Annotated in this window: 19 protein-coding genes; 7 read left to right on the top strand and 12 right to left on the bottom strand. The window is 61.3% G+C overall.

Going from position 1 to position 22,646, the window contains the following annotated elements:
- The first annotated feature begins 46 nt into the window (after positions 1-46).
- Positions 47-2,251 (top strand): RNA degradosome polyphosphate kinase, encoded by a 2,205-nt coding sequence (locus HJB82_RS09400; protein ID WP_207583702.1) that lies wholly within the window; start codon positions 47-49, stop codon positions 2,249-2,251.
- An 11-nt stretch (positions 2,252-2,262) separates the two neighbouring features.
- Positions 2,263-3,783 (top strand): exopolyphosphatase, encoded by a 1,521-nt coding sequence (ppx, locus tag HJB82_RS09405; protein WP_207583703.1) that lies wholly within the window; start codon positions 2,263-2,265, stop codon positions 3,781-3,783.
- Positions 3,784-4,069: 286 nt separating this feature from the next.
- On the opposite strand, the gene HJB82_RS09410 is transcribed toward ppx, so the two are convergent.
- From HJB82_RS09410 to HJB82_RS09425, 4 genes are all read right to left on the bottom strand, one after another.
- Positions 4,070-5,428: an esterase-like activity of phytase family protein gene (locus tag HJB82_RS09410; RefSeq protein ID WP_221131511.1), complete on the bottom strand. Its 1,359-nt coding sequence runs from the start codon at positions 5,426-5,428 to the stop codon at positions 4,070-4,072.
- Between the two features lie 105 nt (positions 5,429-5,533).
- Positions 5,534-6,595 carry an adenylate/guanylate cyclase domain-containing protein gene (locus HJB82_RS09415; RefSeq protein WP_207583705.1) on the bottom strand — a complete coding sequence of 354 codons (1,062 nt, stop codon included), beginning with the start codon at positions 6,593-6,595 and terminating at the stop codon, positions 5,534-5,536.
- A gap of 132 nt (positions 6,596-6,727) precedes the next feature.
- A complete protein-coding gene (gene rnd, locus HJB82_RS09420) occupies positions 6,728-7,873 on the bottom strand; it encodes a ribonuclease D (protein WP_207583706.1) in 1,146 nt (381 codons plus the stop codon).
- Positions 7,874-8,032: 159 nt separating this feature from the next.
- Positions 8,033-9,421 (bottom strand): multicopper oxidase family protein, encoded by a 1,389-nt coding sequence (locus tag HJB82_RS09425; RefSeq protein WP_221139872.1) that lies wholly within the window; start codon positions 9,419-9,421, stop codon positions 8,033-8,035.
- Between the two features lie 257 nt (positions 9,422-9,678).
- On the opposite strand from HJB82_RS09425, the gene aspS reads away from it, so the two are divergent.
- Positions 9,679-11,469, top strand: a complete 1,791-nt coding sequence (gene aspS / locus HJB82_RS09430; RefSeq protein ID WP_221139873.1) for an aspartate--tRNA ligase — start codon at positions 9,679-9,681, stop codon at positions 11,467-11,469.
- A gap of 62 nt (positions 11,470-11,531) precedes the next feature.
- Here the strand turns inward: aspS and HJB82_RS09435 are convergent, their stop codons facing one another.
- Positions 11,532-12,701, bottom strand: coding sequence for a serine hydrolase (locus HJB82_RS09435; RefSeq protein ID WP_221139874.1), 1,170 nt, complete (start codon positions 12,699-12,701; stop codon positions 11,532-11,534).
- Positions 12,702-12,767: 66 nt separating this feature from the next.
- Between HJB82_RS09435 and HJB82_RS09440 the strand changes: the two genes are divergently transcribed.
- Positions 12,768-13,409: a TetR/AcrR family transcriptional regulator gene (locus HJB82_RS09440; RefSeq protein WP_221139875.1), complete on the top strand. Its 642-nt coding sequence runs from the start codon at positions 12,768-12,770 to the stop codon at positions 13,407-13,409.
- An 88-nt stretch (positions 13,410-13,497) separates the two neighbouring features.
- Here the strand turns inward: HJB82_RS09440 and HJB82_RS09445 are convergent, their stop codons facing one another.
- Entirely contained in the window at positions 13,498-14,685 is a 1,188-nt protein-coding gene (locus HJB82_RS09445) for a hypothetical protein (protein WP_209885612.1), read from the bottom strand.
- Between the two features lie 235 nt (positions 14,686-14,920).
- Between HJB82_RS09445 and parC the strand changes: the two genes are divergently transcribed.
- Together parC and HJB82_RS09455 are read left to right on the top strand one after the other, a co-directional pair.
- Positions 14,921-17,176 (top strand): DNA topoisomerase IV subunit A, encoded by a 2,256-nt coding sequence (gene parC / locus HJB82_RS09450; protein WP_207583712.1) that lies wholly within the window; start codon positions 14,921-14,923, stop codon positions 17,174-17,176.
- A gap of 223 nt (positions 17,177-17,399) precedes the next feature.
- A complete protein-coding gene (locus HJB82_RS09455) occupies positions 17,400-17,858 on the top strand; it encodes an SRPBCC domain-containing protein (protein WP_207583713.1) in 459 nt (152 codons plus the stop codon).
- Here the strand turns inward: HJB82_RS09455 and HJB82_RS09460 are convergent.
- From HJB82_RS09460 to hemB, 6 genes are all read right to left on the bottom strand, one after another.
- Positions 17,848-18,237: a type II toxin-antitoxin system death-on-curing family toxin gene (locus HJB82_RS09460; protein WP_207583714.1), complete on the bottom strand. Its 390-nt coding sequence runs from the start codon at positions 18,235-18,237 to the stop codon at positions 17,848-17,850. The genes HJB82_RS09455 and HJB82_RS09460 overlap by 11 nt on opposite strands.
- A complete protein-coding gene (locus HJB82_RS09465; protein ID WP_207583715.1) occupies positions 18,237-18,458 on the bottom strand; it encodes an AbrB/MazE/SpoVT family DNA-binding domain-containing protein in 222 nt (73 codons plus the stop codon). Before HJB82_RS09465 ends, HJB82_RS09460 begins: the two co-directional genes overlap by 1 nt.
- A gap of 57 nt (positions 18,459-18,515) precedes the next feature.
- A complete protein-coding gene (locus HJB82_RS09470) occupies positions 18,516-19,403 on the bottom strand; it encodes a DMT family transporter (RefSeq protein WP_207583716.1) in 888 nt (295 codons plus the stop codon).
- Entirely contained in the window at positions 19,404-20,180 is a 777-nt protein-coding gene (locus HJB82_RS09475) for an arginyltransferase (protein WP_207583717.1), read from the bottom strand.
- Positions 20,181-20,387: 207 nt separating this feature from the next.
- The gene (locus tag HJB82_RS09480) at positions 20,388-20,846 is read right to left on the bottom strand and encodes an RDD family protein (RefSeq protein WP_207583718.1); all 459 of its coding nucleotides are present in this window, start codon (positions 20,844-20,846) and stop codon (positions 20,388-20,390) included.
- A gap of 72 nt (positions 20,847-20,918) precedes the next feature.
- The gene (gene hemB, locus HJB82_RS09485; protein WP_207583719.1) at positions 20,919-21,932 is read right to left on the bottom strand and encodes a porphobilinogen synthase; all 1,014 of its coding nucleotides are present in this window, start codon (positions 21,930-21,932) and stop codon (positions 20,919-20,921) included.
- A gap of 228 nt (positions 21,933-22,160) precedes the next feature.
- Between hemB and HJB82_RS09490 the strand changes: the two genes are divergently transcribed.
- Positions 22,161-22,598 (top strand): DUF6163 family protein, encoded by a 438-nt coding sequence (locus HJB82_RS09490; RefSeq protein WP_207583720.1) that lies wholly within the window; start codon positions 22,161-22,163, stop codon positions 22,596-22,598.
- Positions 22,599-22,646 lie beyond the last annotated feature (48 nt).

The following is a 22,646-nucleotide window of genomic DNA, read 5'->3' on the forward strand; positions in this document are numbered from 1 at the left end:
AACTGATATAATTGCCTTCGGCGATTGAGAACGGGGTAAACGGTCTATGGATAGCGCAGTCGCAGAACATCAGGAACTTACTCCGCAATCCAACGACAACACTCCCCCGCTGGAAGAGCTGCTTAAGAGCCCCGAGCGCTTCATCAACCGAGAATTCTCTTGGCTGCAGTTCAACCGCCGCGTCCTGGAAGAAACGTTGAATACCGAGCATCCGCTGCTCGAGCGCGTTCGCTTCCTGTCGATCTCGGCCGCCAACCTCGATGAATTCTTCATGGTGCGTGTCGCCGGCCTCGAGGGTCAGGTGCGCCAGAACATCGTCATCCGCAGCCCCGACGGCAAGACGCCGGCCGAGCAGCTCGATTCGATCCTGCAGGAAATCGACCATCTGCAGATGGAGCAGCAGGCCTCGCTGGCCGTGCTGCAGCAGTATCTCGCCAAGGAAGACATCCTGATCGTCCGCCCCGGCGCTTTGAGCGATGCCGATCGCCAGTGGCTGGCCGCCGAATTCGAACAGGCGATCTTTCCTGTCTTGACGCCGCTGTCGATCGATCCGGCCCATCCGTTCCCGTTCATTCCAAATCTCGGCTTCTCGATCGGCCTGCAACTCGTCAGCAAGAATGGCCGCGATCCGATGACGGCGTTGCTGCGCCTGCCGCCGGCGCTCGACCGCTTCGTCCGTTTGCCGGATGATGGAAACACGATCCGCTACATCACTCTGGAAGATGTCGCCAACATCTTCATCCACCGGCTCTACCCGGGTTACGAGGTGCAGGGCTCCGGTACGTTCCGCGTCATCCGCGACAGCGATATCGAAGTCGAGGAAGAGGCCGAGGATCTTGTCCGCTTCTTCGAAACGGCGCTGAAGCGGCGCCGCCGCGGCAAGGTCATCCGTATCGAGACCGACTCGGAAATGCCGGCCTCGCTGCGCCAGTTCGTCGTTCAGGCGCTTAATATCCCCGACAATCGCGTCGCCGTTCTGCCGGGCCTTCTGGCGCTGAACACTCTGTCCGAGATCACTAAGGCGCCGCGCGAGGATCTCAGGTTTCCTTCCTACAATGCGCGATTTCCCGAGCGCGTCCGCGAACATGCCGGCGATTGCTTCGCCGCCATCCGCGAAAAGGACATGGTCGTCCATCACCCCTACGAATCTTTCGACGTGGTGGTCCAGTTTCTTCTCCAGGCTGCGCGCGATCCTGACGTCCTGGCGATAAAGCAGACGCTGTACCGCACCTCCAACGACAGCCCGATAGTCCGCGCGCTGGTCGACGCCGCCGAAGCCGGCAAGTCGGTGACGGCGCTGGTCGAGCTCAAGGCTCGGTTCGACGAAGAGGCGAACATCCGCTGGGCGCGCGATCTCGAGCGTGCCGGCGTGCAGGTCGTCTTCGGCTTCATCGAACTCAAGACCCACGCCAAGATGTCGATGGTTGTCCGCCGCGAGGAAGGCAAGCTCAGGACCTATTGCCACCTCGGAACCGGCAACTACCACCCGATCACCGCGAAGATCTACACTGACCTGTCCTATTTCACCTGCAATCCGGTCATCGCCCACGACATGGCGAACATCTTTAATTTCATCACCGGCTATGGCGAGCCGGAACAGAGCATGCAGCTCGCCATCTCACCCTATACGATGCGCCCGCGTATCCTGCGCCACATCGACGAAGAGATTCAGCACGCCAGGAACGGCGCCCCGGCGGCGATCTGGATGAAGATGAATTCGCTTGTCGATCCCGACATTATCGATGCGCTCTATCGCGCCAGCCATGCCGGCGTCGAGATCGATCTCGTCGTGCGCGGCATCTGCTGCCTGCGTCCGCAGGTGCCCGGCCTTTCGGAAAAGATCCGCGTCAAGTCGATCATCGGCCGCTTCCTCGAACATAGCCGCATCTTCTGCTTCGGCAACGGCCACGGCCTGCCATCCGACAAGGCGCTGGTTTACATCGGTTCGGCCGACATGATGCCGAGAAACCTCGATCGCCGCGTTGAAACCATGGTTCCGCTGACGAATCCGACCGTTCACGAGCAGGTCTTGTCACAGATTATGCTCGGCAACGTGATTGACAATCAACAAAGCTACGAGATATTGCCCGACGGTACGTCGCGGCGCATGGAAGTGCGCAGGGGCGAGGAACCGTTCAATGCGCAGCAGTATTTCATGACCAATCCGAGCCTGTCGGGCCGTGGTGAAGCTCTGAAGTCCAGTGCGCCGAAGCTGATCGCCGGCCTGCTCGAAGGCCGCAACAACAAGTAAAACTGGACCAAATGGTTGAATCTGAAGCCCAGGGGCGCCTTCCGGGGATCGCCCCGGTCTCCGTCGTCGATATTGGATCGAATTCCATTCGTCTAGTCGTCTACGAAGGCATGTCCCGTTCGCCAACCGTCCTCTTCAACGAAAAGGTTCTCTGCGGCCTCGGCAGGGGTATTGCCCTTAGCGGCAAGATGGATGAAGACAGCGTCAGTCGGGCTTTGGTGGCGCTGCACCGTTTCAAGGCGCTGTCCGATCAGGCGCGCGCCGCCACCATGTATGTATTGGCGACGGCCGCCGCGCGCGAGGCGAGCAACGGTCCTGATTTCATCCATCAGGCCGAAACCATCCTTGGCCGCAAGGTCCGCGTGCTCTCGGGCGAGGAGGAGGCGAAATTCGCCTCGCTCGGGATCATCAGCGGCTTTTACAATCCCGATGGCATCGCCGGCGATCTCGGCGGCGGCTCGCTGGAGCTGATCGATATCAGGGGCAAGGAAGTCGGCAAGGGCATCACGCTGCCGCTCGGCGGCCTGCGCCTGTCGGAATATGCCGGCGGCTCGCTGTCCAAAGCCCGGACCTTTGCCCGCAAGCAGGTGAAGACGGCAAAGCTGCTGTCGAAAGGCGAGGGGCGCACCTTCTACGCCGTCGGCGGCACCTGGCGAAATATCGCCAAGCTGCACATGGAGCTCACCAACTATCCGCTGCACATGATGCAGGGCTATGAGGTCTCGCTCGAAGCGATGATGCTGTTCCTCGAACAGGTGGTCAGCGCGCGCGATTCCAAGGAGCCGGCGCTGCAGGCGGTGTCGAAGCACCGCCGTTCGCTGCTGCCCTTCGGCGCCGTCGCCATGAAGGAAGTGCTGAGCGCGATGAAGCCGTCGGTGATTTCCTTCTCGGCGCAGGGTGTGCGTGAGGGATATCTCTATTCGCTGCTGTCGGAGGGCGAACGTCGCCTTGATCCGCTGCTTGCCGCTGCCGGCGAACTGGCGATCCTGCGTGCGCGTTCGCCCGAGCATGCCCGCGAACTGGCGGAATGGACCGGCCGCATGATGCCTCTCTTTGGCGTCCAGGAAACGCAAGAGGAAAGCCGCTACCGTCAGGCCGCCTGTCTGCTTGCCGATATCAGCTGGCGTGCCCATCCCGACTATCGCGGCCTGCAGGCGTTGAACGTCATCGCTCACTCTTCCTTCGTCGGCATCAGCCATCCCGGCCGCGCCTTCATCGCGCTCAGCAACTATTACCGTTTCGAAGGGCTACACGACGACGGCGCAACAGGCCCGTTGGCGCAGATCGCCACACCCCAGTTCATCGAGCGCGCCAAGCTGCTCGGCGGCATGCTGCGCGTCGTCTACCTCTTCTCGGCCTCGATGCCCGGAATCGTCAAGAACCTGATCTTCCGCAAGTCGTCGAACCCGGACATCGACCTCGAATTCGTCGTGCCCCCCGAATACCGCGATTTCGCCGGCGAACGCCTGGACGGCCGCCTGCAGCAGCTGTCGAAGCTGACGAACAAACGGCTGGCGTTTCTGTTCGAGTAGGGCGGTGCAACGGTCGCTGTGCCGTGCCGGCCCCCTCTGGCCTGTCGGCCATCTCCCCACAGGTGGGGAGATCGGCTGGGCGCAACGGTTTCCCAAAACAATTGCCGTTGCAGCGCGACGAAACGGTAGAGAGGTGGGAAGGCCAAGCCGCTTGTGATCTCCTGTGGGGGAGATGCCCGGTAGCGCAGAGGGGGGGCTGGCACGGCATGCCGTACGATGTACCCGCCCAACCAGACGAAAAAGACGGCGCTCACGCACCGCCCCTCCATCTCCCATCAAACCCAAATTACTTCGCGTTCAAAAACTCACCAACCTCAAGCAGGCTGAACTCATTATTATCGGCCTTGTCGACGGCGCGGCCGGCTGAAAAGGGCAGGTTGTTGTCGTTGCCGATGATGATGTGGGTGGCGTCGACGCGGTCGACGTTTTCGATCGTCACGAACGGCATGTCGTAGACGCCATCCTTGCTGCCGGCCTTCTTCTTGTTGTCGGGGTCCTGAATATTCAGGAGGTCGATATAGCCGATCTTGCGGACGGCCTTGCCAACATTGGCGTCGTTGAACTCGATCTTGTAGACACGCTTCAGCTCGGCCGGGGCTTCGAAGCAATCCGGCTTTGGCTGCTTCGGGTCGGCGCAGGCCTTGTCCTTGGTGCCGGCGCCGCTGTCGCGCTCGATGACGAGAGCGGTGCTGTCGTCGAGCATGTTGAAGTCGCCGATCGACACGCCCTTGTCTTCGAACGGATAGAGCCAGCTGCGGCCGGTCCACTTCTTGGCGGCGACGTCGAACTCGATCACGCGGACGGCGGTGTGGCCATCGGCCGTTTCCATCTGGCCGTCATCCTTGTAGATGGCGCCTTCGAGCAGGCCGTAGAGCTTGGAGCCATCCCTAGACATGGAGAGGCCCTCGAAACCGCCGGAGCGCTTCAGGTTGAAGACCGGCATCTTCGCGGTCGGGTTGCCCGGAAGCTGGATCAGCGGATTGTCGGGCGAAAGCACCGGCTTGCCGTCGAGCGTCGTCGCGATGACGTCGGTGAGGCGGCCTGCCGTGTCGAACTTCAGGATATAAGGACCGAATTCGTCGCCGAGCCAGAAACCGTCGGCAACCGGCTGGATCGATTCGATGTCGAAGTCGGCGCCGGTGAGATAACGCGTGTCGGTGCCTTCGAGCACGATCGGGAAGGGGGCGATCTTGTTGGGATCGGAGAGGAAGAGGTTCTTGACGACGTCAGCCTTGTTGGTCGCCCAGTCGAATTTCATCTGGTGCAGGAAGAGCATGGAGTCGGAGGAATTGGCCTTCGAGCCGAAGCCGTTGTCCGTGAGCGTCCAGAAGGTGCCGTCGGCCATCGTCTTGATGCCCGAGAAGCCTTGGATCGCTTGACCGTCGAAGGGAAGCTTCAGTTCGGTGACGCGTGCGCCATCCTTGCCGGGCACCGTGCCGAGCGCCTCGGTGCGCTTGCGGTCCGCCGTCGTGAACTTGCCGGAATGCTTGAGGAACTCAGGAGCATCGGCCGGAGCTGGAACCATGGTGTTGGCAGGAAGGATCGCCTGGCCGGCGAGCTTGGCCGGGAACTGCTGTTGGTCGGCGTAAGCGGAGCCCGCGACCAGAATGAAAAGCGATACGGAAGCAAAAAGAATGGTCTTCATAATATCCCCATGGAACGGATGCGAATGGCTTCCGCTTAGCAGGGCTTCCGTGTCAGCGAATTGACGGTTGGGTGAAGCTTTGGTGACGCGCAGCAGAACGGTCGCTCAGCCGTGCAGAATGACCGCCGGCTTATTCAGCACGGTGACCGCACGCGAAGAAAGCGCCATGACGCCGAGCGCCTGGCCGCGTCCCTTGACGGCATGGGTGCCGAGATCCTCGCAAGCGATGTCGTCGGGAAAGTTCATGCGTCGGGCAAGCTCAGTGGAGATCAGCACCGGCCGGTTCAGAGTGCGGCAGAGCGTCTCCAGCCGGGCGGTGGTGTTCACCGTATCGCCGAAATAGCTGATCTTGTGATGGTCGACGCCGATTTCGGCGGTGATGATCTCGCCGCCGTGAAGAGCGGCCCGCAGCTTCGGTACATGTCCGTAGCTTTTCCGCCAGCCGGCGGCATTGGCTTCGATATCGGCGAGGATGTCGAACATACAGCGCACGCAACGCGCATTCTTGACGCCGCGGGCAAGCGGCCAGGTGATGATCGCCGCATCGCCGACATAGTCGTTGATCATGCCCTTGTGGCGCCTGACCGGCTCGGCGAAGGTCGCAAACAGCGAGCTCAGCAGCTGCTGCGCGCGGAGGTCGCCATGCTTTTCGGCAAAAGCAGTCGAATCGACCAGATCGATGAAGAGGAATACACGCTCTTCCCTGACCGGATTGCGATAGCGGCTGACCAGCATGCTGAGGAATACCTCGCGGCCGAGCAGTTCCCGCACGCGCAGGATGAAGATCAGCGCCGAGCAGACGGCAAGCGCATAGAGGAAGACCTCGTAGGGCATGATGACGAGATCGAGGAACGACGTCGGCTTCACCATGCCGACTGCCGAGAGCAGCAGTGCGGCGCAGGCAAAGCCGAGGCTCATCAGGATTTCGTAGATCACCAGTTCGCTGATGATGAAGGCGAAGGTCGGCAGCCTCTGGATACGTCTGTACATCCCGCGGAACAGCGCCTTGCGCTCGAAGGCGACGATCGGCATGCCGATGAACAGCGCGAAGATTGCGCCGACAACGGGCGTCTGATTGGAGTAGAACATCAGATCATAGACGACGCCGCTGGCGGCCAGAACGATCGTGATCAGGATCCAGTTCTGCGTCGGAGATATTTCCCGCATGCCGTCCTTCGCCAAATAATGGTTCTTCCAGCCATTGTTTCAGCTGGGAAAAAAGCGTCAAGCGAATTCGATGCGGTCTTACAGCGCCGCGCGTCAGACAGACGTGCGGAGCTGTAACACTTTGAAATCACGCTAGAGGCTGATGGTCTCGACCTTCCGGTCGACGAAGCGCAGAGCGATCTCACCCTGGATTAGTTGCAGCGCCGGCTCGCCGAAAAGATCGCGCCGCCAGCCGTGCAGGGCAGAGACTTCGGCCTTCTCGCCTTCGGCGGCGATCCTGTCGAGATCCTCGCTGTTGGCGATCACCTTCGGCGCCACCCCGTGCTTTTCCGAAATCAGTTTCAACAGCACTTTCAGCAGTTCGACGGCAGCAGCGGCCCCTTCGGGCGCCTGCGCCTGGCGCGGCACATGTGGCATATCGGCCTTCGGAAGAGCGAGTGCTGTGTTGACGGCCTCGATGACGGCGGCGCCGGAGGTCGAGCGCTCCCAGCCTTTCGGAATGGTACGCAACCGGCCAAGCGCCTCGGTATCCTTGGGCTGCTGCTGGGCGATCTCGTAGATCGCGTCATCCTTCAGCACCCGCGAACGCGGCACATTGCGCGCCCGCGCCTCGCGTTCGCGCCAAGCGGCAACATATTTCAGGATCGCCAGTTCCTGCGGCTTGCGCAATCGCATCTTCAGCCGCTGCCAGGCATCGTCGGGATGCATGTCGTAGGTTTCGCGCGCCTCGAGAATGTCCATCTCCTCGGAGAGCCAGGAGGTGCGGCCTTCGCGATCGAGTTCCGCCTTCAGCGACAGGTAGACATCGCGCAGATGGGTGACGTCGGCCAGCGCATATTCCAGCTGTTTGTCGGAAAGCGGCCGGCGGCTCCAGTCGGTGAAGCGCGACGACTTGTCGATGTGGACGTTCTTGATCCGGCTGACCAGCTGGTCATAGGAAACGCTGTCGCCGAAACCGCAGACCATGGCGGCGACCTGCGTGTCGAAGATCGGATGCGGAATGAGATTGCCGCGATTGAAGATGATTTCGATATCCTGACGCGCCGCGTGAAAGACCTTCAGCACCTTCGGATCGGCCATCAGCTCGAAGAAGGGGGTGAGGTCGATGCCCTTGGCCAGCGGATCGACGAGGACTTCGGTTGTCGGGCTTGCCATCTGGATCAGGCAAAGCTCCGGCCAGAAGGTCGTCTCACGCAGGAATTCGGTGTCGATGGTGATGAAGTCGGACTTGGCCAGCTCTTTGCAGGCGGCCGCCAAATCGGCGGTGGTTTCGATCATATCATTTCATTCGCAAGGAAAAGGTCGGTTGAACCTTCCTTCTCCTTTCGCTTCGATATGTCAATACAACAGCATACGCTTCGAGCATTGCTGGGCAAGAATCACGTCGAAACTGAGGCAAGGCCAAGACCGCCGCCGTCGCAACGAGCGCACGCTGCCTCAACTCACCCTGAGATAGCTGGTCATCCCGGTTTTCTGATGCTCGATGATATGGCAATGCAGCAGCCAGTCGCCCGGATTGTCGGCGACGAAGGCGAGCTGCACCTTCTCGTCAGGCTGGATGAGATAGGTATCGGAGACGAGCGGCATCACCTGCCTGGTCGAGGAGATCACCGTGAAGCTCATCCCGTGCAGATGGATCGGATGTGCGTGCGGCGTGGTATTCTCTAGGTTGAAGACATAGCTCTTGCCGAGCTTCAGTTCCGCCAGCGGTGCTGTCGGATCGGGCGTGTCGCCCGGCCACGGCACCTTGTTGATTGCCCAGAAACTGTAGCCGAGCGTGCCGCAGATGCTCTCGACGGCGGTGTTCTCGGCCGTGGCGCTCAGCACCAGCGGGATCTGCTCGGCGGCGGAAAGATCCGCCTTCGCCACCGGATTTTCGGCAAGCGGCCCGAGATCGCCGATATCGCGCTTCAACGATGATCCGACTGCGCGCAGGCTGGCGATCGTCTTCGGCGTGGTGCCGCGTATATCTTCGAGCGTCGCGACAGCGCCTTCGCTGTCCGGTATGCGCACGGCAAGATCGAGCCGCTGACCTGGGCCGATCTGCAGGAGATCGAGCGGAAAACGCTTCGGTACCGGATTGCCGTCGATCGCAATTACGCTCGCAACCGCCCCTTCCATCTTCAGTGAAAAGATCCGCGTCACGTCGGTGACGGCGATGCGCAGCCGCACCAGCCCGCCCGCGGGCGCGTCATATTGCGGCTCCTGCTGCCAGTTGGCGGTGCGCACGGTGCCGTAGGTCCCCGATTTGGCAGCGTCGCGCGGCTTGAAAGCGGCGATGAACTGCCCGTCGCCGCCGAGCCGCCAGTCACGCAGGTTCAGCACTATTTCCGCATCGATTGCTGGATCGGCCGGATCTTCGACGACGATGACGCCGGTCATGCCATGGCCCATCTGCGTCAGCGTGTTGCAATGCGGATGGTACCAAAACGTGCCGGCATCGGGCGGCGAGAAGGCATAGTCGAAGCTGTCGCCGGTATAGATGTAGGGCTGCGTCATGAACGGCACGCCGTCCATGCGGTTGTCGATGCGAAGCCCATGCCAGTGGATCGTCGTCGGCTCGTCGAGTTCGTTTTTCAGCCGCGCCGCATAGGGTCGCCCCTTTTTCATCCGGAGAACCGGCGGCATGCCGTCCTGGCCCCAGCTCATAATGTCCCGGGTCGGTCCCGCCTCGGTCAGCATGGCCTCGGTCTTTACCGCCGTCAGCAGCTGCGGCTCGGGGGCTGCCTCGGCAAGCCCGAATTTACCGGCAATGCCGATACCGACGCCATAGGCGCCCGCGACAGCGGATGCCTTGAGAAGGTTGCGGCGGGTCAGGAGAGGCATGCGGAGGCTCCACAGTGATAATGCCAAATCCTTTTAAAGTTGACCCGCTCCTTCATCAATACGGGAAGTGCGGCCAATCTGCCGCGGCATATGGGGCGCGCCCCCGCCACAAACGGGTGCCAAACGCGCGGGTGGCACGCGCCAAGCCTTGACAAATCGGAGCGTCCATGCGCTTTTCCGCCCGATTTTCTTGTCGGCGCTTGAGGGTTCTTGGAGCCCTTGCTGCCGTCTTAAGCCACATGCCAGGATTTGAGATCATGCATCGCTATCGCAGCCACACATGCGCCGCCCTCCGCAAGACGGATGTCGGCTCGACCGTCCGCATCTCCGGCTGGGTCCACCGGGTCCGCGACCATGGCGGCGTTCTCTTCATCGACCTTCGCGACCATTACGGCATTACCCAGGTCGTCGCCGATCCCGACAGCCCGGCCTTCAAGATGGCGGAGACTGTGCGCGGCGAGTGGGTGATCCGCATCGACGGCCTCGTCAAGGCCCGCACCGACGACACCGTCAACAGGACCATGGCAACCGGCGAAATCGAGCTCTACGCTCAGGAGATCGAAGTGCTCTCCGCCGCCAAGGAATTGCCGCTGCCGGTCTTCGGCGAGCCGGACTATCCGGAAGACGTTCGCCTCAAGTACCGCTTTCTCGATCTTCGCCGCGAAACGCTGCATAAGAACATCGTCAAGCGCACCCAGGTCATCTCGGCGATGCGCCGAGAAATGGGCAATGTCGGCTTCACCGAATATACGACGCCGATCCTGACGGCCTCTTCGCCGGAAGGCGCACGCGACTTCCTCGTACCCTCGCGCATCCATCCCGGTACCTTCTACGCTCTGCCGCAAGCGCCGCAGCAGTATAAGCAGCTGCTGATGGTGGCGGGTTTCGACCGTTACTTCCAGATCGCGCCGTGCTTCCGCGATGAAGACCCGCGCGCCGACCGCCTGCCGGGCGAATTCTACCAGCTCGACCTCGAAATGAGCTTCGTCACCCAGGAGGACGTCTGGGACACGATGGGCCCGCTGATGACAAGCGTGTTCGAGGAGTTTGCCGAAGGCAAGCCGGTCACCAAGGAATGGCCGCGCATCCCCTATGACGAGGCGATCCGCAAATATGGTTCGGACAAGCCGGACCTGCGCAACCCGATCGTCATGGAAGCCGTGACCGAGCATTTCGCCGGCTCCGGCTTCAAGGTCTTCGCCGGCATGATCGCCTCGAACCCGAAGGTTCAGATCTGGGCGATCCCGGCCAAGACCGGCGGCTCGCGCGCCTTCTGCGACCGCATGAACGCCTGGGCGCAGAGCCAGGGCCAGCCCGGCCTCGGCTACATCTTCTGGCGCAGCGAGAACGACAAACTCGAAGGTGCCGGCCCGCTTGCCAAGAACATCGGCGAGGAGCGCACGGACGCCATCCGCACCCAGCTCGGTCTCGGCGATGGCGATGCCTGCTTCTTCGTCGCCGGCGAGCCGGAAAAATTCTACAAGTTTGCCGGCGAGGCTCGCACCAAGGCTGGTGAGGAACTGAACCTCGTCGACCGCGACCGCTTCGAACTGTGCTGGATCGTCGATTTCCCCTTCTTCGAATGGAGCGAGGAAGACAAGAAGGTCGATTTCGCCCACAATCCGTTCTCGATGCCGCAGGGCGGCCTGGACGCACTGCAGAACCAGGATCCGTTGACGATCAAGGCTTTCCAGTATGACGCCGTCTGCAACGGCTTCGAAATCGCCTCGGGCTCGATCCGTAACCAGTCGCCGGAAACCATGGTCGCCGCCTTCGAGAAGGTGGGCCTCAGCCAGCAGGATGTCGAAGACCGTTTCGGCGGCCTCTACCGCGCCTTCCAGTACGGCGCACCGCCGCATGGTGGTGCTGCCTTCGGTATCGACCGCGTTGTCATGCTGCTCGTCGGCGCGAAGAACCTGCGCGAGATCTCGCTGTTCCCGATGAACCAGCAGGCCCAGGATCTGTTGATGGGCGCGCCGAGCCCGGCAGCGCCGACACAGCTGCGTGAACTCTCGATCCGGCCGATCCCGCTGGTCAAGAAGGACTGAGGATCGTCTGATCCCCAATGCAAATGCCCGGCGACCGATGTCGTCGGGCTTTTTGCTGTCGTTCACAATGCCGCGTAGATCGCCTCGCGTAGATCGACCGTGAACTTGCCCCACATGCCCTCCAGCGTCGTGTTCGTCAGCGCAACGACGGTCAGCCCGTTGACCGGGTCGATGAACCAGCTGTGGCCATAGACGCCGCCCCATTTCAGCGTGCCCTTGGGGAAGGGGACGCCCGCCTCGGCCGGATCGGTGATGACAGACCAGCCGAAGCCAAAGCCGGAGCCGGGTTCGTGCTGCTGGCGGTGCCCGCCGGCCTGGTCTGTCATCATTATCCGTACGGTTTCCGTCGATAGCAGCGGCGCGCCACCGCTACGGATGGTTTCGAGTACGGAAAGCACGTCAGCCGCCGTTCCCGCCATGCCGGCGCCCCCGGAATGATAGGAAGCGGGGTCGAAGATGCGGTTCGGCGCGAAACGGATGGGACCCATCTGCGACATCACCAGCGCATTCTCGCCCATCAGCGCCGGTTCCGGCGAAGCGTCCATATAGGCCGCCGCAAGCCGGTTGCGGTCACGAACCGAAAATGCGGTGCCGGCAAGCCCAAGCGGTCTCGTCACCAGTTCGGCAACGGCCCCACCCAAGGGCATGCCGGTTTCCGCCTCGATGATGCCGCCGACAACATCCATGGCAAGGGAATACTGCCAGTCGCTGCCCGGCGCGAAACGCAGCGGCACGCTGGCGATCCGCCGCAGATTTTCGGCGAGCGGCAGTCCCGGTTGATCGAGGCCGTCGGAAATGCCGGCGCTGATATAGGGGCCGCCGTCCTCTTCGGAGAAGCCGTAGCCGAGGCCTGATGTGTGGGTCAGCAGGTGGCGGATGCGAATGGTTGCTTCGCTGCCGTCGGGCAGCCTCGGGCGGAACTCCGGCAGCCATCGGGTCACCGGGTCGTCGAGCCCGATTCTCGCCTGCTCGACGAGCCGCATCGCAGCGATGGTGACGATTGGTTTGGTGATGGAGGCTAGCCTGAAAATCGTGTCCTCGCCCATTGCCAGATCGTTTTCGCGGTCGGCGAGGCCGGCTGCGCGGCGATGGATGATCTCTCCGTCGCGGGCGACGAACACGACCGTCCCGACCAGCCGCTTTTCGTCGAGCGCGTCTGCTATTGCCGTATCGACGGCAGCCGAAAGCAAGGAATTCCTGTCGGCATTCGCCGTTTCGAGGGGAAGACTCATCAGATCAAACCTTCTATAATCACAATGACCATTCCTGAATTAGACAAGTGGAGCGGGATTTCTAGAGTGATCGTTGTGAAAAATAGTGCAGACGTGAAAAATCCTACCGCCCGCCGCCGCGGTCGCCCCCCCGCCTTCGACCGTGAGACGGTTCTTTCAGCCGCCCGCGAGACCTTCTGGGCGCACGGATACGAGGGCGCCTCGATTGCCGATCTGACGGCGGCCATGGGCATCACGCCGCAAAGCCTCTATGCCGCCTTCAACTCGAAGGCCGATCTCTATCGTGCGGCGCTGGAGCAATATCGGGCGCTGGGCGCCGAAACCTCTTCCGCGCTCGGCGAGCCGATCGATACCGTCTCCGCCTTCGAGCGGATCTTGCGGGGCTCGGCCGCAAGGTTTTCGGCGCCGGAACATCCGAAAGGCTGCATGATCTCGACGGCTGTGCTGAACTGCGCCAGCGAGAACGATCTGATCGCCGACCACGTGGCGGCGCTGCGTCGTCGGTGGCTGGAGGCCTATGCGGCAAGGATCGAGCGCGGCATTCGCGAGGGCGACATCAGCGCCGAGGCGAAGCCTCGCGCACTTGCGCGGTTCCTCGGCGCTATCGTCCAGGGCATGTCGGTGCAGGCGAGGGACGGCGCATCGCTTGAGGAATTGCTGGAGATCGCAAGTCTCGCCATTGCCGAACTCGCCCGCCACCGCGCCTGAAAACGAGAAGGCCCGACAGATCGTGACTGACACCAGCTATTGGGGTCAGTCACGCACTGCCGGGCCTTTCGTCATCAGATCGATGCGATCAGTCGTTGGCCGAAACCTTGACGCCGAGCACCTGCGGCAGCGTATTCGGAGCGCCCATGGCGGCACCGACGATCGTCGGGAACGGCACCGGCTTTTCAGGAGCGGCCTTGACAGTCAGGCTCTTCGGATCGTCGAGGAAGGTATTGACCGCTGCCGAAACGGCATTCTGCAGTTCCGGGATATTGAGCTGCGCCAGCATGATCGGCGTCATCGCCTTCAGCGAATCCGCCATCTGCTTGCCCGACATGTTCTGCTGCGAGCCGGCATAATCCAGCGCACGCTTGGTGATCGAGGCATCTTCGAAACGCACCTGCGCGGCCTCGAAGGAAAGCTGCTGCATCAGGCCGAGCATGGCGAGGCCCAGCGCCTGCTGCGACTGGTCCTTGTTCGCACCAGCTTCGGATTCCTTCATCGCATCCTGCATCGATTTCATGAAGGCCATCGTATAGCCCGAGATCTTGAAGCCGAGGTTCAGCTTGCCGACGTTGGTGAAGTCGAAGGCGAATTCCGAAACGTCGATCGTGCCGGGGGCGAGTTCCCAGGCGCCCTTCATGGTGATGTCGCCCTGGACGTGTTGCAGGGCGAGCTTCTCGATCGCATCCTTGCTCTGCGCATCCTCGGTCTTGGTGAGATCGGCCTTCATGCTTTTGAAGGCGCCGTCGAAATCGAAGCCGGATTCGTCTTCGCGCAGCGTCAGGTTCATGTTGGTTTCGAGCAGCGAGAACACTTCCGCCCCGTCCTTGACCACCTTCACCGGGCCGGTGTGGGCGGTTTCATAGAGCATCATCGTGTCGAGCGTGTCGCCGCCCGCCGTTGCCGGCACGGAGATGCCGCCGAGCGTCAGCTCCTGCGCCGTCACGGTAACGCCGTCTCCCGTCTTGTTGATGTCGGGGAAGGCCGCTTCTTCGATGTAATAGCCGCCATCCTCGTCTTCTTCGACGCCGGAAAGGGTGATTTCGCCGATCGGCAGGCTTTCGCCACCGGTCGGCTTGACGGTGACATTCTTCAACGTCACGGTCGTGCCGTCGATATCGACGGCCTCAGCGGCAATCGTCCCGCCCTGGGCGGCATAGGCGGCATTGATCTTTTTCAGCAGATCGGTGCCATCGAGAGCGAAAGCCGAGCCGGCGAGCGAGAAAATGGCGGCGCCCGACAGCATCAGCCGCGTTGTCCGGTAAAAGTTCATGGGGTGATTCCTCTGGTGGCGTGATGGCGGTTGGAAATCTGCAGTTACGCTACTACGGATTGGGCCTGCTTTATATTTGCGGACTTCTAAATTTCCGTTGAAAGGAACGGCAAACGAAATCCGAATTGCGGCGGAACGTTTGTCTCATCCTTTGATGTCGGTGCCAAGACTTCATCCACAGCTGCTATGACCTGGATTCCTTGCCCAGCAGCCTCTTCTGGGCTAGTCAGAACCTATGGGACAAGAGATTTTGCCGCCTTCCGGCGGAGACGACGATCACATCCAACCGGTCGACCTCAAGGCGGCGCTCGAGCAGCGCTATCTCGCCTATGCGCTGTCGACCATCATGCACCGCGCCCTGCCTGACGTGCGCGACGGTCTGAAGCCCGTTCACCGCCGCATCGTCTATGCGATGAACGAGATGGGCTTGCGGCCGACTTCGGCCTTCAGGAAATGCGCCAAGATCGTCGGCGAGGTGATGGGTAACTACCATCCGCACGGCGACCAATCGATCTACGACGCGCTTGCTCGTCTCGCCCAGGATTTCTCGCAGCGCTACACGCTGGTCAACGGCCAGGGCAATTTCGGCAATATCGATGGCGACAGTCCAGCCGCCATGCGTTACACTGAATCGAAGATGACGGCGGTCTCCGAACTGCTGCTCGAAGGCATCGATCAGGATGCCGTCGATTTCCGCGATACCTACGATGAGTCGAATTCCGAGCCGGTCGTCCTTCCCGGCGCCTTCCCGAACCTGCTCGCCAACGGTTCCTCCGGCATCGCCGTCGGCATGGCGACCTCGATCCCGTCGCACAATGCCCACGAACTTTGCGACGCCGCACTGCATCTGATCAAACATCCCGATGCGACCGTCGAAAAGCTCGTCGAATTCATTCCCGGCCCGGACTTCCCGACCGGTGGCATCATCATCGACAGCCGCGACAGCATCATCGAGAGTTACCGCACCGGCCGCGGCGGTTTCCGCGTACGGGCGAAATGGCAGACGGAAGATCTCGGCCGAGGTGGCTACCAGATCGTCATCACCGAAATTCCCTTCCAGGTGCAGAAATCGCGGCTGATCGAGAAGATCGCCGAACTGCTGATCGCCCGCAAGCTGCCGCTGCTGGAAGATATCCGCGACGAATCGGCCGAGGACATCCGTGTCGTCCTGGTGCCGAAGACCCGTAGCGTCGATCCGACGATCCTGATGGAATCGATGTTCAAGCTGACGGAGTTGGAAAGCCGCTTCCCGCTCAACATGAACGTGCTGTCCATGGGCCGCATCCCGCGGGTCATGGCGCTGAACGAAGTGCTGAAGGAGTGGTTGGATCACCGCCGCGAGGTCCTGCAGCGCCGCTCGCGCTTCCGCCTGGCGGCGATCGACAGGCGCCTCGAAATCCTCGGCGGCCTTCTGATCGCCTATCTCAACATCGACGAGGTGATCAAGATCATCCGCGAGGAGGATGAGCCGAAGCCGGTGATGATGGCGCGCTGGGATCTCAGCGACATTCAGGTCGAGGCGATCCTCAACATGCGGCTGCGCGCCTTGCGCAAGCTCGAGGAGTTCGAGATCCGCAAGGAATTCGACGAACTCACCAAGGAAAAGGGTGAGATCGAGGCGCTGCTTGCCTCCGACGACAAGCAATGGCAGACGGTCGCCTGGGAAATCGGCGAAGTGAAGAAGAAATTCGCCAAGGCGACCGAGGTCGGTCGCCGCCGTACCCAGTTTGCCGACGCACCCGAAACCGACGAGGAAGCAATCCAGCAGGCGATGATCGAGAAGGAACCGATCACCGTCGTCATTTCCGAAAAGGGCTGGATCCGCGCGCTGAAGGGCCATATCGCCGATACGGCGACGCTGACCTTCAAGGAAGGCGACGGCTTGAAGCTGGCCTTCCCGGCGCAGACGACGGACAAGATCCTGATCGTCACCACAGGCGGCAAGGCCTTTACGCTCGGCGGTGACAAGCTGCCGGGCGGTCGCGGTCACGGCGAGCCGCTGCGCATCATCATCGACATGGACAACGACCAGGCGGTGCTGACCGCTTTCGTTCACGATCCCTCGCGCAAGCGGCTGATCGTCTCCACAGCCGGCAACGGCTTCGTCGTTCCGGAGGCCGAGCTGGTCGCCAATACCCGCAAGGGCAAGCAGATCATGAACGTCGCGCTGCCCGAGGAAACGCAGCTGCTCGTGCCCGTCGGCGGCGATCATGTCGCCGTCGTCGGCGAAAACCGCAAGCTGCTGGTCTTTCCGCTGGCGCAGGTGCCGGAAATGTCGCGCGGCAAGGGCGTGCGTCTGCAACGCTACAAGGATGGCGGCATTTCCGACGTCCGCTGCTTCGCGATATCAACCGGCCTCGTTTGGGAAGACAGCGCCGGCCGCACCTTCACGAAGAACAAGGACGAGCTTGCCGAATGGCTGTCCGACCGCGCCACCGCCGGCCGCACCGTGCCGAAGGGTTTTCCGCGCAGCGGTAAATTTGCCGGCTGAGGCGAGACGTCTTGGCTGTAACGCTTTGATTTTCTGCATAATTCTTTAGATCAGTACCGATTAGAGGAATTATATTTCCGTGCCCGGCTCTTGGCGGGCGTGGCAAATCCTCTATCTAATTCCTGTCAGCAAAAATAGGATAAGGCCGGTTTTCGCAGGCGGGCGAAATGGCCGCGACCCGTGCACTTGAAAAAGTGCGCGCGCCCTTACCGGAGGAAAATCGATGCCCGCCAGCACCATCAAATTGCATGTGAGCCAAACCTACAGCGTGCCGCCGTCTGTGGTGTACGACGCCTGGCTCAACCCCGAAATCGCCCGCCGCTTCCTGTTTGCCACCGACGACGGTCATGTCATCCGCGCCGATATCGATCCGCATGTCGGCGGTCGTTTCTTCGTCGTCGACCGCCGTCCCACAGGCGACGCCTTTCACCAGGGTGTCTTCCTGGAACTGAAGCGCCCGCAACGCATGGTCTTCAGCTTCTCCGTCGAAGAGCATGATCACAATTGCGACCGTGTCGAAATCGACATCGAGCCTCTCGGCGGCGGCAGCCGTCTGACGCTGACCCACGAAATGTGCGCCGAGTGGGCCGAACACGAGGAGAAGACCCGGCGAGGCTGGGCGCATGTGGTCGAAGGGCTGGGCAGGGAGCTGGAACAGCAGCAGATGAAGGCTACGGGTTGAGCGGTACGCTGAAATCCCTGAGGAAGCGGGCAGCACCTTCTTCGTCGATCTCGCCGGCGGCGACGGCAAGCACGAAGGCGTAGAGATTGGCGTCGGTCGTTTCGATCTCGTAGCCGTTTTCGAGAAGGAAAACACCTGCAGTTACGATCGTAATCCGCTTGTTACCGTCTACGAAGGCGTGGTTGCGGGCAAGGCCGAAAAGATAGGCGGCGGCGAGTTCGATGACGTCGTCGCAGCCACAATGCGCCTTGTGCATCGGCCGGTCGAGAGCAGACCCCAGCGCGCCATCGTCACTCAATCCAGCAAGTCCGCCGAAGCGATCGATCTGCATTTTCTGCAGGCTCTCGACCAAGGGCCTCGTCAGGAATTTGAAGGCCATTATTCGGCGAGCTTTTTCAAAGCGACCTTATACTTGTCCATGAAATATCGTGCGGCCTCGAGCTGACGCGACAAATCCTCGTCAGTCGGCTTCAAAGTGATGCCGCCATTTTCAACCTGCATTTCCAGCGAATCACCGGTCTTCAATCCAAGCCGGTCGAGAACCTCCTTGGAGATGATAATTCCCTCGGAATTGCCGATCCTACGGATCGTGACGTTCATCGTTTTACCCTCAGTGTAATAACGACGTTATAACATGGAGACAAAGAGAGGACACATCTACTCCGCCGGTTGCGGGATGCTTCTCCGCCGCGCCATCCAGACCGAATGTGCCGCGATCGCCGCCACCAGGATGCCACCACCGACCAGGGTCATGGTTGCCGGGGTTTCCGCAAAGATCAGCCAGACCCAGATCGGTGCGAGCACGGTTTCGAGCAGGTAGAACATGCCGACTTCGGGCGCGGAGAGGTAACGCGGCCCCGTCGCCAGACACCAGAAGGCAAGCGGCATCACGACCGCGCCGTTAAAGAGGATCCAACCGGGATGCTCGATCGAAAAACCGCCGGCCGGCATGACCAAGGCGAGTCCGACCGCCGCCGGCAGCACCGTCGAAAGCAGCGAGGCAAAGCCCATGTCGCGGCGGGAAGCGCGGCTGATGGTGATGGCGGCGGCAATGATGAAGGCGGTCAGCAGCGCCATGATGTCGCCGAACAGATGGCCGCCCGAAAGCCCGTCCCGCACGATCAGGCCGACGCCGAAGATCATCGTCGCCATGGCGATCAGCGTTGCCGGCGCCGGCCGTTCTTTCAGGAAAATCCAGGAAAGAAGGGCGGCGAACATCGGATTGAAGGCGACGATGAACACGACATTGGCCGTCGACGTGTTGAAGACGGCGAGAAGAAAGATCACCGTCGTCAGTCCGTAGAGCAGGCCGGTGACGAGGCCCGGCCAGCCCGGCACGAGCAGCGGCCAGCGCCCGTTCAAGATCCGCAGCACTGCGACGACCAGCAACGTCACACCCAGCGTCGCGATGCTCCTCGCGGCAAGGATCGACCACAGCTCGCCGTCCGCAAGCCGCATCAGCGGAATATCCATGGAAAGCGCCAGCCCGCCGATCGCCGTCAGCAGGAGGCCCTTCCGGTGATCGGAAAGAGCGGTGGAGAACATTCAGTCGTGGGGGCTTTCGGGCATGGATGCGGGATCGAAACGTTCCCAGCCGCGCGGCGTCAGATGTTCCTGCGGCTGGAAGCGTGTCTTGTAGTCCATTTTTCGCGATCCTTGAACCCAGTAGCCGAGATAGACATGCGGTAGGCCGAGCGCCTTCGTGCGCCTGACATGGTCGAGAATCATGAAGGTGCCGAGCGAACGCCGCTCGAGATCGGGATTGAAGTAGGAATAGACCATCGATAGCCCGTCGCTCATCGTGTCGGTAAGAGCGGCGCCAAGCAGCTCGCCCTTCGGCCGCTGCTCCAGTCCGGAGCCTTCTTCACGCTGGCGGTATTCGACGATTCTCGTATTCACATGCGTGTCTTCGACCATGATCGCGTAGTCGAGCACCGTCATGTCTGACATGCCGCCCTGCTGGTGGCGATAATCCAGATAACGCCGGAAAAGCGAATATTGCTCGCTGGAGGGCTGGGCTGTAAATTCGGTGGCGATGACATCGGAGTTGGCGGCAAGCACCCGCTTCATCGATTTTGTTGGCTCGAATTCCTGGGCGAGAATGCGCACGGAAACGCAGGCGCGACAGGATTCGCAGGCCGGGCGGTAGGCGATATTCTGGGAGCGGCGGAAACCGCCCTGCGTCAAGATGTCGTTCATCTCGGCAGCGCGGGGCCCTACCAGATGGGTAAACACCTTACGCTCCATCTCATGCGGCAGATACGGACACGTAGCCGGAGCCGTCAGATAAAACTGCGGAGATGGCGTTGTCTGCGTATTCATCTGTCGCGGAAATTTCCTTTGTCGAGACCGTGCCGTTTCCTGACAGCATGACCTAAGAATAAAAAACGTCAACAGCGGGACGGTTCTCGCCGTTCATATCGGTCTTCTAATTTTAGATATGGAGCGCTCGCGCCCCCGGGCAAAGAGAAAGCGGAGACTTTATTTCGTCTCCGCCTAGTGGTTTCAGCCGTGATCTCGGCCCAACGCTCAGGCCGTGCGGACCGTTGCGGTGCCGACCAGCAGGTCGTGGATGAGACGGCTGCGTTCGGTAAACAGGCCGGCAAGCAGGATGAGCGGCGTCAGCACCGAGTTGAGGATCCAGAACAGCGCCAGATGCACGATTGCCGTCAGGAAATCCATCGGCCGACCGTCGACGCGCACGATGGCGATCCCCATTGCGCGCATGCCGAGCGAGGCCTGGCTCCGCCCGCCGACAGTCAGGCCGAAGTAGATGCCGGCGACGATGACGAAGAGGGCAGGGTAGAGCAGGAAGCCGAGCCCGAGCGTGACGATCGACAGGAAGAACAGCACGATCGCCGCGGGGATGCACAGCAGCAGCACGATCAGATAGTCGAGGATGAAGGCGAAGACACGGCGGCTCAACACGCCGCTATAGGTGCGCCAGTCCTCCGGTGCGGCATAAAGCGGATTGGGGTTGTAGCTCATCTCAATCTCCTGCGGAAAAGCGATGCCGCAGATATGGTATCGGCAGAACCAAATACAACATTTCTGCCGGATTCATCGCCTGCTGAGGATTTTCGCCACCTCGATCGCGAAATAGGTGAGGATACCGTCGCATCCCGCCCGCTTGAACGACAGCAGCGTTTCGAGCATTGCCCGTTCGCCATCGATCCAGCCGTTCATCGCCGCCGCCTTGATCTGGCTGTACTCGCCGGAGACCTGGTAGGCGAAGGTCGGCAGGCCGAAGGCCTCCTTCATCCGCCAGCAGATGTCGAGATAGGGCAGGCCGGGCTTGACCATCAGCATGTCGGCGCCTTCCTCGACGTCCAGGGCCGCATCGCGGATCGCCTCGGTGCCGTTGGCCGGGTCGATATAATAGGTCTTCTTGTCGCCTTTCAGCAGCCCGCCGGTCGAGATCGCCTCGCGATAGGGGCCGTAGAAGGCGGAGGCGAATTTCGTCGCATAGCTCATGATGCCGACGCTCTGGTGGCCGGCCGCATCGAGCGCCATGCGGATCGCACCGATGCGTCCGTCCATCATCTCCGATGGCGCAATGATGTCGGCGCCCGCATCCGCCTGCATCACCGCGGCACGTGCTACCTGATCGACCGTCTCGTCGTTGACGATCTCGCCGTCTCTCAGAATACCGTCATGGCCGTGGCTGGTGAAGGGATCGAGCGCGACGTCGGTGATGACGCCGATATTGGGCACCGCCTTCTTGATCGCCGCCGTCGCCTGATTGATCAGATTGTTGGCTTCGAGGCTGTTCGAGCCGGTCTCGTCGCGCAGTTCCATCTCGATGTTCGGAAAGGTGGCAATCGCGGGAATGCCGAGGCCGGCCGCTTCGCGTGCGGCCTCGACCGCCTTGTCGATGCTCATGCGGTTGACCCCCGGCATGGCCGCGATCGGATCGACGATGCCGGAACCTGGCACGATGAAAATCGGCCAGATCAGGTCGTCGACCGTCAGCCGGTTTTCCTGCACCAGCCGGCGTGTCCAGTCCGACTTGCGGTTGCGCCGCATGCGGCGATGGCCGGTGATGTCGTCGACGAGATGCGTCCTGTCCTGCATGATATCTGCCCCCTGGGCCATTCCATTTATTGGAGCGCTCATTATCATGGCGCCTTGAAAATCCAAACCGGGCGATTGGCCGCGGCGGAAAAACCTGGCGCATAATGCCGAAATCAAAGTCGATTTTTCGGCATTATGCGCGCACTCGATATGATAGAGCGTCGTTTGCGCGTCGACAGACGCGTGGCGCTCTTTAAGAAGATGCAACCCCAAACCGATGTCTGCGCTATGGAAACCGATTCCCCGACGATACCGAAACGCACACTGGCGGATATCCTCTTCATTCTCTTTCTGAGACTGGTTGCCATATCCTGCTTCTGGTTCGGCCTGCAATATTGGGCAATGCTCGTCGGCTATTCGCTGGTCGGCGCCGGCCGCTTCGATCTTTTGAGCCTGCCATGGAAGGTGGCGAGCACCAGCCTCGCCGTACTTTTTCCCGTCGCCTCCCTCGGCCTCTGGCTCACCGTCTCCTGGGGTCCGGTCATCTGGGTGCTGGCTGCCGGCGGGCAAATCCTGATGTATGGCCTGTTGCCGGATATTTTCGGCCCCAACAGGCTGATCATCCTGCTGCATGTCATTGTCGCCGTGGTTTACTGGATTTTCCGCCTGCTGCTCTGGTTGGAAAAGCGCCGCCATCGCCGCCAGGTAAGTGTTGATTTACCCTGAGACAACGTGGGGTTACCGGTAAGGCTCCGTTAAGCCTGCGGTTTAAGT

The sequence above is a fragment of the Rhizobium sp. NZLR10 genome (assembly GCF_019685125.1).
Lineage (GTDB): Bacteria > Pseudomonadota > Alphaproteobacteria > Rhizobiales > Rhizobiaceae > Rhizobium.

Coding starts and splice junctions, on each gene's coding strand:
- HJB82_RS09400 (WP_207583702.1), top strand. CDS start 47: ATGGATAGCGCAGTCGCAGAACATCAGGAACTTACTCCGCAATCCAAC.
- ppx (WP_207583703.1), top strand. CDS start 2,263: ATGGTTGAATCTGAAGCCCAGGGGCGCCTTCCGGGGATCGCCCCGGTC.
- HJB82_RS09410 (WP_221131511.1), bottom strand. CDS start 5,428: ATGAAGACCATTCTTTTTGCTTCCGTATCGCTTTTCATTCTGGTCGCG.
- HJB82_RS09415 (WP_207583705.1), bottom strand. CDS start 6,595: ATGCGGGAAATATCTCCGACGCAGAACTGGATCCTGATCACGATCGTT.
- rnd (WP_207583706.1), bottom strand. CDS start 7,873: ATGATCGAAACCACCGCCGATTTGGCGGCCGCCTGCAAAGAGCTGGCC.
- HJB82_RS09425 (WP_221139872.1), bottom strand. CDS start 9,421: ATGCCTCTCCTGACCCGCCGCAACCTTCTCAAGGCATCCGCTGTCGCG.
- aspS (WP_221139873.1), top strand. CDS start 9,679: ATGCATCGCTATCGCAGCCACACATGCGCCGCCCTCCGCAAGACGGAT.
- HJB82_RS09435 (WP_221139874.1), bottom strand. CDS start 12,701: ATGAGTCTTCCCCTCGAAACGGCGAATGCCGACAGGAATTCCTTGCTT.
- HJB82_RS09445 (WP_209885612.1), bottom strand. CDS start 14,685: ATGAACTTTTACCGGACAACGCGGCTGATGCTGTCGGGCGCCGCCATT.
- parC (WP_207583712.1), top strand. CDS start 14,921: ATGGGACAAGAGATTTTGCCGCCTTCCGGCGGAGACGACGATCACATC.
- HJB82_RS09455 (WP_207583713.1), top strand. CDS start 17,400: ATGCCCGCCAGCACCATCAAATTGCATGTGAGCCAAACCTACAGCGTG.
- HJB82_RS09460 (WP_207583714.1), bottom strand. CDS start 18,237: ATGGCCTTCAAATTCCTGACGAGGCCCTTGGTCGAGAGCCTGCAGAAA.
- HJB82_RS09465 (WP_207583715.1), bottom strand. CDS start 18,458: ATGAACGTCACGATCCGTAGGATCGGCAATTCCGAGGGAATTATCATC.
- HJB82_RS09470 (WP_207583716.1), bottom strand. CDS start 19,403: ATGTTCTCCACCGCTCTTTCCGATCACCGGAAGGGCCTCCTGCTGACG.
- HJB82_RS09475 (WP_207583717.1), bottom strand. CDS start 20,180: ATGAATACGCAGACAACGCCATCTCCGCAGTTTTATCTGACGGCTCCG.
- HJB82_RS09480 (WP_207583718.1), bottom strand. CDS start 20,846: ATGAGCTACAACCCCAATCCGCTTTATGCCGCACCGGAGGACTGGCGC.
- hemB (WP_207583719.1), bottom strand. CDS start 21,932: ATGCAGGACAGGACGCATCTCGTCGACGACATCACCGGCCATCGCCGC.
- HJB82_RS09490 (WP_207583720.1), top strand. CDS start 22,161: ATGGAAACCGATTCCCCGACGATACCGAAACGCACACTGGCGGATATC.